This window comes from Methylobacterium sp. yr668 (assembly GCF_900116245.1).
GTDB lineage: Bacteria > Pseudomonadota > Alphaproteobacteria > Rhizobiales > Beijerinckiaceae > Methylobacterium.
Genome location: NZ_FOZY01000004.1, coordinates 231,113 through 243,982, shown reverse-complemented (window position 1 = coordinate 243,982; position 12,870 = coordinate 231,113). Strand labels below are relative to the sequence as shown.

Sequence of the window (12,870 nt, the reverse complement as noted above, 5' to 3'; positions counted from 1 at the left end):
GTCAGCGGGAACGCTGCCGGGCACACCCGGTTGGACCGGCAAGCCCGTCCGGGGCGCACGAGGACTCGCGGAGGCCCCATGAGGTTCCTGAACCGTGCGATGCTGCTCGCCGCCCTGCTCACCTGCGCGGCGGGGGCCGCGGGTGCCGCCGAGGGCCGGGGCAAGGCCGAGGGACGCACGGATGCCGGCGCGCCCACGACCAGCATGGGCGCGGGCGGCCTCAGCGGCACCGGCTCCACCCGGGACGGCGCCCGCACGGGCCCGGTCGAGAGCAAGGGGCAGCCGGGCGGCGCGAAGCCGCCCTCCGCCCCGAAGGCCGGGACGGGCCGCTGATCCGCTCCGGCACCTCGGGATGAGGCGACGGGTCGGGGATTCCGCCCGGCCGGGCCGCGCTACTGCGAGCGGCGGCTGAACGAGACCGCGTAGGCCTGGACGCGGGCGTCGATCAGCGGGTCGTCCGAGACCTCGATCCCGTCGGTCAGGTTGTTCGGCATGAACAGCAGCGCCTTCTCGGCCTCGGCGCTGTCGGGCACGACCTTGCTCACCGTCACGGTGCCGAGATCGACCGTCTTCCGGTCGTCCGGCCAGGGCTTGGTGGCGTCGTTGGTCGGGTCGCCCGGCTCGGCGAGCTGGGCCAGCATCCGGAACCTCGCCGGAGTCTTGGCGACCCGCGGGCCGATCTCGGCCATCAGGAAGTTCGGATCGCGCTTGGCAGCCTCTTCGGGCGGGAGGACCTCCTCGCCCTCCACCGGCACGAAGCGGAACCGGAACGGCTGCCGCTTGCCGGCGGCGTCCACCAGGATGAAGGCGTTGACGCCGTTGTAGGTCTGCCGGGCGAGGCTCGACGGGGTCCTGGCGGTCCCGCCCGCGGTGGCGGCGGCCGGGTGGGCGGCGGCGAAGCGCTCCAGCGCGGTCGGATGGGCCGCCTTCGGGCCGCTCTCGGCGGCGGCCTTCAGGAGGTCGCGGAACTCCTCGCCCGTGGCGACCGGGAAGTACTTCAGCGAGTTCGTGACGACGTCCATCTCGGAGCCGTCGCTCAGCTTGAACTTGAGCGCGAGGCCGTGCGGGTTGGCGTCGGCCGCGCCGTCCGGGATGGTCGGGACGCCGGTGGCGTCCGAGAACCGAATCGTCACCGGCACCGCCGGCCCCTGGAACAGGGAGGCCTTGCTGATCTTCGCCGCCTCGGGCGACGGGGTGAAGCTGCCCTCGGCGACCACGCCCTTGGCGTGGTTGGCCCGGGCGCCCGGATGCTTGCCGAACAGCGTGTTCATCACGTCGATCGTCTGCTCGGCGGTGGAGGCCTCCTGGGCCAGGGCCGGGGCGGCGGCCGCGAGCGCGGTGCTCAGCAGGAGGGCGAAACCCGATCTCGAACGCAGCATGGGAACCTCTCGGCAGCGCGGGCTCTCGGGAGCCGGTCAATGCGGACCGGACCATCTTCTAGGGAGCGAGGCAGCGAGGGCACAACCAAAAGCTATGCCGCGGCGGAGCTGGGGTGTGGGTTACGTCGCGGCGGCAGGCCGCAGATCGAGAACTTCGTCTCTGCTTCGCTCCGCTCGCAAAGACGGTGAGGAGCCCGCTACCGCGCGCCGCGGTGGAGGTCGCCCTCGATCAGCAGGGCGCTGCGGCTGTCGAGCCGCGAGCGGTAGACCTGCAGGTTCTCCATGACCCGCTGCACGTAGTTGCGCGTCTCCGTGAAGGGGATGCGCTCCACCCAGTCGATCACGTCGACGTCGCCCTTGCGCGGGTCGCCGTAGGCGTCGATCCACTTCTTCACGTTGCCGCCGCCCGCGTTGTAGGAGGCGAAGGCGAGCACGTAGGAGCCGCGCCAATCCTCCATCAGCTCGCCGAGATGGGCCTGGCCGAGCCTCGCGCAGTAGGCGGGATCGCTGGTCAGGCGGTCGACGTCGAAGGCGGTCGAGACCCGGCGGGCGGTGCGCTGGGCGGTGGCCGGCATCATCTGCATCAGCCCCCTGGCGCCGACGCCCGACTGGGCGCGCGGGTCGAACTGGCTCTCCTGGCGGGCGATGGCGTAGACCATGGCCCGCTCGACCTGCGGGACCGCCGTGAAGGTCTCGTAGGTGGGGATCCCGATCGTCGGGTAGGCGTGGGCGTCGAGCGGCAGGCCGCGCTGGACCGCGAGCTTGCCGATCGCCACCAGGGCGCGGGCGTCCTTCATGTCGGTGGCGAGGTCGCCGAGCGCCTGGAGCTCGCGCGGGTCCGAGAGGTCCCGGGCGGCGTCGATGTAGAGCGGCAGGGCCAGCTCCTTGATCCCGGCCTCGCCGAGCAGGCGCAGGGCGCGGATGGAGAGCCGCCCGTCGAAGGCCTGGCGCTCCGCGCCCTCGAGGTCGGCCGGCGCCCGCAGGGGCAGGCTGGTCTGGCCGAGCCGGGCCCGGGCCACCTGGCCGTAATAGGCGATCGGCTGCAGGGCGGCGCGCTCGTAGAAGCGCTTCGCCTCCTCCGACTGGCCGAGCGCCTCGGCCGCCCGTCCCTGCCAGTAGGCGGCCCGCGCCACCGAGATCGGGCTCTCGGCGATCGCCGCCACCCGGGCGAAATGCTGCGCGGCGGCGGCGGGATCGCCGGCGAAGCGGAGCGCGATCCAGCCGGCGTGGAACTCGGCCTCGATGCGCTTCTCGGGCGAGCGCGCCGCCGGCTGGCTCGCCACCGCGTAGGCGGTCTTGGCATCGCCGAGGTCGAGGAGCTTGCGCGCCACGATCCGGCGCTCGATCCACCACTCGTCGCCGTCGACCAGCACGTCCGGGTTGCTCGGCGCCGTCGCGAGCACGGCGGCGGCGGCTTCGGGCTTGTCGGCCCGGCGGAAATACTGCGCCCGGGAGAAGATGTAGGACGCGTCGCTGCGCAGCGACGGCGGCACCGCGGCGAGCGCGGAAGCGGCGCCGGAGGACTTGTCCTCCACGGCCCGGCGGGCGCGCACGAGGCTGGCATAGGCGCCGCCCGCGTAGCCGGCGGCCCGGCCGGCGCTCTCCCAGTCGTCCTTCAGGAGCGCCCGCTCCATCCGGTAGCGGTGGTCGACCCGGGTCAGCGCGTCCGGGAAGGCGTCGAGCACCTTCGCTTCCAGGCTCCGCCCGAAGCTCTCGGTGCGCCAGAGGTCTCGGACCATCTCGGCGGCGTCGGCGTCGCAGCCGTCGGCGCGCAGGGCCAGCGCCAAGGCGAACTTGCCCGGCGCGCTCACCGGCTTCGCCGTGGCGAAGTAGGCCCGGACCGTCGCGGGCGCCTTCTTCTCGGAGAGCAGCGCCTCCTCGGCCCGGCGGCGCAGCAGCGGGCCGGCCGGCCAGTCCGGATTGGCCCGGACGAAGGCCACGGTGCGGTTGAAGCCGATCCCGGCGCCCGCGCGGATCGCCACCCATTCGAGCAGCGCCTTCGCGGCCGGGTCGGTGAAGCCGTCGCGCATCCGGTCGCCGTCGGCGACGCGGCCCTTGCGGTAGAGGTCGATGGCGCCGCGCAGCAGCGTCGGGTCGGTGTCGCCGGAGATCTTCGGGCGCGCGGGATCCGGCACCTCGGGCACCGGGGCCGCCGGGGTGACCGCGGCGTCCGGCAGCGGGAAGGCCACTGGGGCGTCGGGGTCCGCGGAGGCGTAGGCCGAGGCCGCGGCCGGCAGCGTCCGGGCGGGCTCCTCGCCCTTGTCGTCGCCGCTCGAGGCGTGGACCGGGTCGAGCTTCAGGGCGTCGGCCGCGACAGGGTCGCTCGCCTTCACGGCCTGCGCGCCTCGGACCTGGGCGGTCGAGAGGGCGGCGTCGCTCGCCGGCGGCGCGGGCTGCGTGGCCGGCGGCGTCGTGGGCGCGTCAGTGCCGGCTTGGCCGGCTTGGCCGACCGGGCCGGCGAGCGCCACGCCAACGGTGGCGACGAGCGCGGCGGCGGTGAGGGACGTGCGCTTCGGGGCCGGATGCGAGGCCGCGGGTCGGATCACGATTCCCCCCTACTGATCACCGGAGCGGGAAAGGTCGAGGATCGGGCCGTGACCATTAAGATCGCGTTAACCGTCCCCACGATCTGTTTGCGCGCCGTGACGCGACCGCCTATGTCTGCCGGTCCGTGCCCGTACGATGCGGACCACGCGCGGCGCCGAGACCGCCGAAATCCCAGCTGGGACCCTTTGGGACGCCTGAGATGACCGAGATGACCGGGAGCCGCCTGCGGGGCTCGCTCACCGCGCTTGTGACGCCCTTCCGCGACGGAGCCTTCGATGAGGCCGCCTTCCGAAAGTTCGTGCGCTGGCAGATCGAGCAGGGCAGCCACGGCCTCGTGCCCACCGGCACCACCGGCGAGAGCCCGACCCTGACCCATTCCGAGCACGACCGGGTGGTCGAGGCCTGCATCGACGAGGCGGGCGGGCGCGTGCCGGTCGTGGCGGGCGCGGGCTCCAACTCCACCGCCGAGGCGGTCGAGCGGGCGCAGCACGCCGAGCGCGCGGGCGCCGACGCCGTCCTCGTGGTGACGCCGTACTACAACAAGCCGACGCAGGCGGGCCTCTACGCCCACTTCAAGGCCGTCAACGACGCGGTCGGCATTCCGATCATCATCTACAACATCCCGCCGCGCTCCGTCATCGACATGAGCGTCGAGACGATGGCCCGGCTCTTCGAGCTGAAGAACATCGCCGGCGTGAAGGACGCGACCGCCAAGATCGATCGCGTCAGCCAGCAGCGTCAGGCCATGGGCGCGAGCTTCATCCAGCTTTCGGGCGAAGATGCGACGGCGCTCGGCTACAACGCCCACGGCGGCCACGGCTGCATCTCGGTGGTGGCGAACGTCGCCCCGCGCCTCTGCGCCGACCTCCAGGAGGCGACGCTCGCGGGCGACTACGCCAAGGCGCTGGCCCTCCAGGACAGGCTGTTCCCCCTGCAGACCGGCCTGTTCGCCGAGGCCAACCCGGCGCCGGTGAAGTACGCGCTGTCGCGGCTCGGCCACATGACCGACGAGCTGCGCCTGCCGCTGGTGCCGGTGACCGAGCCCACCAAGCGCATCGTCGACGACGCCCTGCGCCACGCCGGCCTGCTGGTCGACTGAGGGAAGTCACGCATCATGGCCCCGAAACCGGAGCCCAGTCGGCGCATCGTCGCCGACAACCGCGCCGCGCGCTATCACTACACGATCGAGGACACGCTCGAGGCCGGCATCGCGCTGACCGGCACCGAGGTGAAATCCCTGCGCGGCGGCAAGGCGACGATCGGCGAGGCCTATGCCGGACCCTCCGGCAACGACCTGATGCTGTTCAACGCCTACATCCCGGAATACCTGGAGGCGAACCGCTTCAACCACGACACCAAGCGCCCGCGCCGCCTGCTGCTGCACCGCCGCCAGATCAACAAGCTGATCGGCGCGACCCAGCGCCAGGGCTACACGGTGGTGCCGCTGAAGATCTACTTCAACGACAAGGGGCGGGCGAAGGTCGAGCTCGGCCTCGGCAAGGGCAAGCAGGCCCACGACAAGCGCGAGGCGGTCAAGGAGCGCGACTGGCAGCGCGACCGGGCGCGGCTGCTGCGCGACCGGGGCTGAGGCCGGGCCGTCATCGCGAGCGCAGCGAAGCGACCCAGGGCAGCGCGACGTCCGCGGGCGTGGTGCCGCTGGATTGCTTCGCTCCGCTCGCAAAGACGATCGTTCCGACAGGGGGGCGCGCGCAGGCCGTGATGCGCTCGCCTTGCGCTGACCGCGCGATGTCACAAGATCCCGGATTAGCCGGTGCGGCGTCCAGAGCCTGCGATCCTGCGGAGCGACCCATGCCCTCCACCCACGATACCCTGCCCGACGACCTGCCGGTCCCCGTCGACGACGGCGCGGCCGATCACCTGCGCGGGATGCGCCTGCCCGACGTGGCGCTCACCGCCACGGACGGCCGCACGGTCTCGCTGGCGCGGCTGCCGGGCCGCACCGTGGCCTACGCCTACCCGCGCACCGGCGAGCCGGGCCAGCCGGGCCTGACGCCCGACTGGGACGCGATCCCCGGCGCCCGGGGCTGCACGCCGCAGGCCTGCGATTTCCGCGATCACCACGCCGCGCTGACGGCCCGAGGCGTCGCCCAGGTCTTCGGCCTCTCGACCCAGACGAGCGCCTACCAGCGGGAGGCGGCCGAGCGCCTGCGCCTGCCCTTCCCGCTGCTGGCCGATCCGCACCGGGCCTTCGCGATGGCGGCGCGCCTGCCCACCTTCGAGGCCGGCGGCCAGGTGCTGCTGCGCCGCCTCACCCTGGTGATCGACGACGGCGTCGTGAGCGAGCTGTTCTATCCGGTCTTCCCGCCGGACCGGAGCGCCCGGCAGGTCCTCGACTGGCTCGACGGGGGCAGCGCCTGAGGCGCTACTCCTCCTCGGCCTCCGGCTGGCGGATGCCGTAGCGGTTCTCCAGGCCCGGATTGGCCCTTCCCTCCCCGCGGTAGCGGGTCGGCGCCTCGCCGGAGGCCCGCGCCGGGCGCTCGCCGGGCTCGCGCCCGATCCGGCCCGCGAGGCTCGCGAGGTCGACGAACTCGTCGGCCTGCCGCCGCAGCTCGTCGGAGATCATCGCCGGCTGGGTCTGGATCGTGGAGATCACCGTCACCTTCACGCCGCGCCGCTGCATCGCCTCGACGAGGGAACGGAAATCGCCGTCGCCGGAGAACAGGATCATGTGGTCGATGTGCGGGCTGAGCTCGAGGGCGTCGATCGCCAGCTCGATGTCCATGTTGCCCTTGTACTTCCGGCGCCCCATCGAGTCCGTGAACTCCTTCACGGGCTTGGTCACGACGCGGTAGCCGTTGTAGTCGAGCCAGTCGATCAGCGGCCGGATCGAGGAGTATTCCTGATCCTCGATCATGGCCGTGTAGTAGAATGCCCGGAGGAGGTTCTCCCGCGACTGAAATTCTTTGAGCAGCTTCTTGTAGTCGATGTCGAAACCGAGGGCCTTGGTGGTGGCGTAGAGGTTGGCGCCGTCGATGAAGATGGCGCTGCGCTGGGTGACTGGCATGAACAGGTCAGGTCCCGAAAAATCGTGGGTGACAGGAAATCGTCTGAACAATCGGTCAGGGTTCGCCCGGGGCGAAAGGCCGGGGCGCGTGGCCGGGACGGTGCGCCGCGATCGCGGCCGCCGCGCTCTGCAAACCGGGGTGGACCGGCGCGGTCGATGACCCGCGCCACCGACGCCCCGTCCGCCGGACCATTCGTTTCAAACGGGTCCGTGTCAAGCAGAGCACGGGATTGTGCGGTCGTGAAAAACTGAACTCTCGGGGCGGATTAATTGACCACGACAGGGCTTCGTCGTGAAAACGGTGGTTTACGTAAGTTGATCCTGTAAACCTCAGATGCGCCGCGCGCCCCGCCCCTCGACCTCAGCCGTTCACGCGCTCGACGCTGTTGACCGGGCGCTTGCCGCGCAGTTCGGCGATGATCGCGTTGAGATGCTGGAGATCCCAGACCGACAGGTCGATGGTGATGTCGGTGAAGTCCTGGGTTCGCCGCTTCATCGAGATGTTGTCGATGTTGCCGTCGTGGTCGGCGATCACCTGGGCGATCTGGGCGAACACCCCGGGCTCGTTGATCGACTTGAGCGCCAGCCGGGCGGGGAAGCGCTCGCCGCCGAGCGCCTCCGTGTCCCAGCGGACGTCGAGCCAGCGCTCCGGCTCGTTGTCGAAGGCCGCGAGTGCCGCCGACTGGATCGGGTAGACCGTCACGCCGACGCCGGGGGTCAGGATGCCGACGATCCGGTCGCCCGGGACCGCGCCGCCGTTCGGCGCGAAGGTGACCGGCAGGTCGCCCGCGAGGCCGCGGATCGGGATGGCGTCGCTGCGATCCGCGTCCTCCCCCTCCTTGCCGCCCTCGGCGCCCGGGAAGGTCAGCCGCATGGTCTGGTCGGAGGAGCGCACGAGCCGGCCCGCGCCGCTGGCGGCGCCCTGCGCGGCGGAGGGCCGGCGCTCGTCGCGGTGGTCGGGATAGACGGCGCGGACGACGTCGCCCGAGAACATCTCGCCCCGCCCCACGGCGGCGAACACGTCCTCGGTCGTCGCGCGGGCGAGCCGCGGCAGGGCGCCCCGGAGCTTGTCCTCCGAGAAGGTCTTGGCGGCGCGCTCGAAGGCCCGGTCCAGGATCTGCCGTCCGAGGCCGGCATATTGCCGCCGCACGGCGGTGCGGGTCGCCCGCCGGATCGCCGCGCGGGCCTTGCCGGTCACCACGAGGGATTCCCAGGCCGCCGGGGGCGAGGCCCCGTCGGAGCGGCTGATCTCGACCTCGTCGCCGTTGGCGAGTTCGTGCAGCAGCGGCGCCATCCGGCCGTTGATCTTGGCGCCCACCGCGGTGTTGCCGACGTCGGTGTGGACCGCGTAGGCGAAGTCGATCGGCGTCGCGCCGCGCGGCAGGGCGATCAGCCGGCCCTTCGGGGTGAAGCAGAACACCTGGTCCTGGAACAGCTCCAGCTTGGTGTGCTCCAGAAACTCCTCGGGGCTGTCGCCCTCGGCGAGGAGCTCGATGGTCCGGCGCAGCCACTGGTAGGCGCCGCTCTCCGCGGCGAGCCGCGGATGCACGCTGCCCTCGGCGCGGGCCGGGTCCTTCACCAGCTCGGTGCCGATCTCCTTGTAGTGGGCGTGCGCGGCGATGCCGTACTCGGCGATGTCGTCCATGGCGCGGGTGCGGATCTGCAGCTCGACGCGCTGGCTCTTCGGCCCGATCACCGTGGTGTGGATCGAGCGGTAATCGTTCTGCTTCGGGGTCGAGACGTAGTCCTTGTACCGGCCCGGAACCATCGGCCAGCTGGTGTGGACGATGCCGAGCGCCGCGTAGCAATCCTGCACGGTGTCGACGACCACGCGGAAGCCGAAGATGTCGGAGAGCTGCTCGAAGGCGACGGACTTGCGCTCCATCTTCGACCAGATCGAGAACGGGCGCTTCTGCCGGCCGCTGACCTCGGCGGTGATCCCCTGCGCGCCGAGCTTCTCGGTGAGCACCTGCGCGATGGTCTCGACGACGGTCTCGGACTTGGCGGAGAGCCGCGTCAGGCGCTGGGTGATGGTGGCGTAGACCTCCGGCTCCAGGTTGCGGAAGGCTAGATCCTCCAGCTCCTCGCGCAGCTCCTGCATGCCCATGCGGCCGGCGAGCGGCGCGTAGATGTCCAGGGTCTCTTGCGCGATGCGGCGACGCTTGTCGTCGCGCATGTGCTGGAGGGTCCGCATGTTGTGCAGGCGGTCGGCGAGCTTGACCAGCAGCACCCGGACATCCGCCGCGACCGCGAGCAGCAGCTTGCGGAAGTTCTCGCCCTGCGCGGCCTGCTTGGAGACGAGGTCGAGGCGCTTGAGCTTGGTCAGGCCGTCGACCAGGGCGCCGATCTCCGGCCCGAACAGCCGGCGGATCTCCTCGAGCGTCGCCTCGGTGTCCTCGACGGTGTCGTGCAGCACCGCGGCCACGATGGTGGCGTCGTCGAGGTGGAGGTCCGTGAGGATCGCCGCCACCTCGAGGGGGTGGGCGAAGAACGGATCGCCCGAGGCGCGCTTCTGCGTGCCGTGCGCCTGCATGGCGTACACGTAGGCGCGGTTGAGCAGCGCCTCGTCGGCGGCCGGGTTGTAGCGCTTGACCCGCTCGACGAGCTCGTACTGGCGCATCATCCGCCGGGACGGGGCCGGCGCGTCCGGGGTCGTGCGCGGGGTCTGGATCACGCGCGATTGTTCCGCAACCGCCGGGACGGCGCCAGCCCCCGGCGGCGGGGCCGCACCGGATGCCGGCGGGCCGGCCACGGAACGAGAGAACCCGGCGTCTCCGCCGGGTCCGGTCTCTGTCAGGTCGCGCCCATCCAGGCCCACGTGTCCAGGCTCACTCGCCCTCGTCGTCGGTCTCGACCGGCGGGGCGAGGTTCTCGAGGCCGCGCAGCAGGTCCTCCTCGCTCATGCGGTCGAACTGGACCGCCGCGTCGTCGCTGGAGGATTGCGGCGCCACCGCGGCGGCGGCCGGCGAGCTCGACAGCAGCGGCACGGTCTCGGCCTCGGGCTCGTCCACCTCGACGTACTTCTGCATCGAGTGGATCAGCTGCTCCTTGAGGTCGTCGGCCGTGATGGTCTCGTCGCCGATCTCGCGCAGGGCCACGACCGGGTTCTTGTCGCGGTCGCGGTCGATGGTCAGCGGGGCGCCGGCGGCCAGGAGGCGGGCCCGGTGGCTCGCCAGCAGCACCAGCTCGAAGCGGTTCTCGACCTTCTCGATGCAGTCTTCGACGGTGACGCGCGCCATGCGGGGCGGCTCCTTGGGCTTGAGCGACGGGTGATGTCGGGTATGGCGCCACTCTACACCGGATGCCGTTGTGCAACAAGCACAGCGGGTTGCGCGGGGCGCGCGTCCGGCGCGAACCCGGCGCGCGTCCGGCGTGCGTGCCGGTCCGGTCGGGCCGGACGCCGAGGGGCCGAACGCCGAGGGGCCGGAGGACCGCGTCGCTGCGGCATCATGGTGCGGCGCATTGTTGACACCCAGCGCCGCGGGTGCGAGTGCGCGCGCCATTCCAGAGTTTCGGCCGACACGGGCGGCGTTCGCGCGCCGCGCGGCGCCGGCGACCAGGACGCAACATGCGCGCACTCATCTTTCCGGGCCAGGGCAGCCAGGCGGTCGGCATGGCGCGGGACCTCGCCGAGGCCTTCCCGCAGGCCCGGGCCGTGCTCGACGAGGTCGACGCCGCCCTGGGCGAGAACCTGTCGCGGCTGATGTTCGAGGGGCCGGTCGAGGCGCTGACCCTCACGACCAACGCCCAGCCGGCCCTGATGGCGGCGAGCCTCGCGGTGCTGCGCGTGCTGGAGGCCGAGCGCGGCCTCGACCTCGGGCGCGACGTCGCCTGCGTGGCCGGCCACTCGCTCGGCGAGTACGCCGCGCTCGCGGCCGCCGGCAGCCTCACCGTCGCGGACGCCGCCAGGCTGCTGCGCCTGCGCGGCGAGGCCATGCAGGCGGCCGTCGCGCCGGGCGCCGGCGCCATGGCGGCGCTGATCGGCACCGATCTCGAGGCCGCCCGGTCCGTCGCCGAGGCGGCGGCCGACGAGGCCGGCGACGGCGCGGTCTGCGACGTCGCCAACGACAACGGCGGCGGCCAGGTGGTGCTCTCCGGCGACCGCGCGGCCGTGGAGCGCGCCGTCGGCATCGCCACCGGCCGCGGGATCAAGCGCGCCGTGATGCTCAACGTCTCGGCGCCGTTCCACTGCCGCCTGATGGCCCCGGCCGCCGAGGCCATGGCCCGGGCGCTCGCCGAGGTCGCGCTGGCGGCCCCGCGCGTCACCCTCTACGCCAACGTCGCGGCCGCCCCGGTCACCGATCCGGAGGCGATCCGCGCGGCCCTGGTCGAGCAGGTCACCGGCACCGTGCGCTGGCGCGAGAGCGTCGCCGCCATGGCGGCCTCAGGCGTCGACCGGTTCTACGAGCTCGGCGCCGGGAAGGTGCTGACCGGCCTCGTCAAGCGCATCGCCTCCCAGGCGAGCGCCGCCGCAATCGGCACCCCCGCCGACGTCGCCGCCTTCGCGCTCTGACCCGCGCGCTCTGATCCGACGGAGTCCCGCATGTTCGATCTCACCGGCCGCAAGGCCCTCGTCACCGGCGCGACCGGCGGCCTCGGCCAGGCGATCGCCCGGGCCCTGCACGCGCAGGGCGCCGCCGTGGCGCTCTCGGGCACGCGGCCCGCGGCCCTGGAGGCGCTCGCCGCCGAGCTCGGCGAGCGCGCCAGCCCCGTCGCGGCCGACCTGTCCGACAAGGACTCGGTCGAGGGTCTCGTCCCGGCCGCCGAGGCCGCGATCGGCCCGCTCGACATCCTCGTGAACAATGCCGGCATCACCCGCGACAACCTCTTCATGCGGATGAAGGACGAGGAGTGGGAGCAGGTGATCGCCGTCAACCTCACCGCCGCCTTCCGCCTGTCGCGGGCCGCCGTGAAGGGCATGATGCGCCGCCGCTCCGGGCGGATCGTCAACATCGGCTCCGTGGTCGGCAGCACCGGCAATCCCGGCCAGGGCAACTACGCCGCCGCCAAGGCGGGGCTCGTGGGCATGACCAAGGCGCTCGCCGCCGAGGTCGCCTCGCGGGGAATCACCGTCAACTGCATCGCCCCGGGCTTCATCAGCTCGCCCATGACCGACGCCCTCAACGAGAAGCAGCGCGAGGGCATCCTCGCCCGCGTGCCCGCCGGGCGGCTCGGCGAGGGGTCGGAGGTCGCGGCGGCCTGCCTCTACCTCGCCTCCGCGGAGGCGGGCTACGTCACCGGTCACACGCTGCACGTGAATGGCGGGATGGCCATGTACTAGGGCGCGTATACCGGTTCCCGGCCGGCGGGAACGGCGCGCGAATCACCCCCGCAGACACGCAAGTGCCACACCCATGAAGGCTTTCTGAACGGGCCCTCGCCAGGGCTGGAACCCTGTGCTACCACGCCCCGCAGCCGTACAGGGGGTTGACGGTTCAGCGGGTTTTCAGTCCAAGGCCCTCCGGCGGGGGCGTCCCGGCTCACGCGCCGGTTCACCTCAGAAGCACGCGCGATCGGACACCGGCCCGTCACAACAAGCCCGCAGGGGCGCGACGCGGCCACGGCACCACCCCGAGAAGACTGACAGACCAGAAGGACGAGGACGGAAGACCGATGAGCGATATCGCTGAGCGCGTGAAGAAGATCGTCGTCGAGCACCTGGGCGTGGAGCCCGAGAAGGTGGTCGAGAGCGCCAACTTCATCGACGACCTCGGTGCCGACAGCCTCGACACGGTCGAGCTGGTCATGGCCTTCGAGGAGGAATTCAACGTCGAGATCCCGGACGACGCTGCCGAGACGATCCAGACGGTCGGCGACGCCGTGAAGTTCCTGGAGAAGAACTCCGCCGCCTAAAGGCGCCGGGGACCGGGTTTGACGCGGCGCGGGTGAGGCGAAACAGCCCCCGCGCCGTTATGCGTT

Annotated in this window: 12 protein-coding genes; 7 read left to right on the top strand and 5 right to left on the bottom strand. The window is 72.2% G+C overall.

The genetic code is table 11. The features are described from left to right. Positions 1-78 precede the first annotated feature (78 nt). Positions 79-333, top strand: coding sequence for a hypothetical protein (locus BM419_RS07510; RefSeq protein WP_091925970.1), 255 nt, complete (start codon positions 79-81; stop codon positions 331-333). A 59-nt stretch (positions 334-392) separates the two neighbouring features. Here BM419_RS07510 and BM419_RS07505 read toward each other — a convergent pair whose 3' ends face one another. Then, positions 393-1,379 carry a catalase family peroxidase gene (locus BM419_RS07505; RefSeq protein ID WP_091925968.1) on the bottom strand — a complete coding sequence of 329 codons (987 nt, stop codon included), beginning with the start codon at positions 1,377-1,379 and terminating at the stop codon, positions 393-395. 197 nt (positions 1,380-1,576) lie between these two features. Further along, positions 1,577-3,925, bottom strand: a complete 2,349-nt coding sequence (locus BM419_RS07500; RefSeq protein WP_091925966.1) for a transglycosylase SLT domain-containing protein — start codon at positions 3,923-3,925, stop codon at positions 1,577-1,579. Between the two features lie 200 nt (positions 3,926-4,125). Here BM419_RS07500 and dapA point away from each other — a divergent pair, with 200 nt between their 5' ends. The 3 genes from dapA (at position 4,126) to BM419_RS07485 (ending at position 6,305) form a co-directional block, all read left to right on the top strand. Next, the gene (gene dapA / locus BM419_RS07495; RefSeq protein ID WP_091925964.1) at positions 4,126-5,025 is read left to right on the top strand and encodes a 4-hydroxy-tetrahydrodipicolinate synthase; all 900 of its coding nucleotides are present in this window, start codon (positions 4,126-4,128) and stop codon (positions 5,023-5,025) included. 15 nt (positions 5,026-5,040) lie between these two features. Next, the gene (gene smpB / locus BM419_RS07490; protein WP_020095208.1) at positions 5,041-5,514 is read left to right on the top strand and encodes an SsrA-binding protein SmpB; all 474 of its coding nucleotides are present in this window, start codon (positions 5,041-5,043) and stop codon (positions 5,512-5,514) included. A 221-nt stretch (positions 5,515-5,735) separates the two neighbouring features. After that, positions 5,736-6,305: a peroxiredoxin gene (locus BM419_RS07485; RefSeq protein WP_091925962.1), complete on the top strand. Its 570-nt coding sequence runs from the start codon at positions 5,736-5,738 to the stop codon at positions 6,303-6,305. 4 nt (positions 6,306-6,309) lie between these two features. On the opposite strand, the gene BM419_RS07480 is transcribed toward BM419_RS07485, so the two are convergent. From BM419_RS07480 to rpoZ, 3 genes are all read right to left on the bottom strand, one after another. Further along, entirely contained in the window at positions 6,310-6,951 is a 642-nt protein-coding gene (locus tag BM419_RS07480) for a LabA-like NYN domain-containing protein (protein ID WP_020095206.1), read from the bottom strand. 361 nt (positions 6,952-7,312) lie between these two features. Then, a complete protein-coding gene (locus tag BM419_RS07475; RefSeq protein WP_091926048.1) occupies positions 7,313-9,574 on the bottom strand; it encodes a RelA/SpoT family protein in 2,262 nt (753 codons plus the stop codon). Between the two features lie 205 nt (positions 9,575-9,779). Further along, the gene (gene rpoZ / locus BM419_RS07470) at positions 9,780-10,190 is read right to left on the bottom strand and encodes a DNA-directed RNA polymerase subunit omega (protein WP_010685409.1); all 411 of its coding nucleotides are present in this window, start codon (positions 10,188-10,190) and stop codon (positions 9,780-9,782) included. A 329-nt stretch (positions 10,191-10,519) separates the two neighbouring features. Here rpoZ and fabD point away from each other — a divergent pair, with 329 nt between their 5' ends. From fabD to BM419_RS07455, 3 genes are all read left to right on the top strand, one after another. Then, a complete protein-coding gene (fabD, locus tag BM419_RS07465; RefSeq protein ID WP_091925960.1) occupies positions 10,520-11,464 on the top strand; it encodes an ACP S-malonyltransferase in 945 nt (314 codons plus the stop codon). A gap of 30 nt (positions 11,465-11,494) precedes the next feature. After that, on the top strand, positions 11,495-12,232 hold the full coding sequence (gene fabG / locus BM419_RS07460; protein ID WP_056523896.1) for a 3-oxoacyl-[acyl-carrier-protein] reductase: 738 nt from the start codon (positions 11,495-11,497) through the stop codon (positions 12,230-12,232). A 332-nt stretch (positions 12,233-12,564) separates the two neighbouring features. After that, positions 12,565-12,804: an acyl carrier protein gene (locus BM419_RS07455; protein ID WP_007559070.1), complete on the top strand. Its 240-nt coding sequence runs from the start codon at positions 12,565-12,567 to the stop codon at positions 12,802-12,804. The last annotated feature ends 66 nt before the right edge of the window (positions 12,805-12,870 follow it).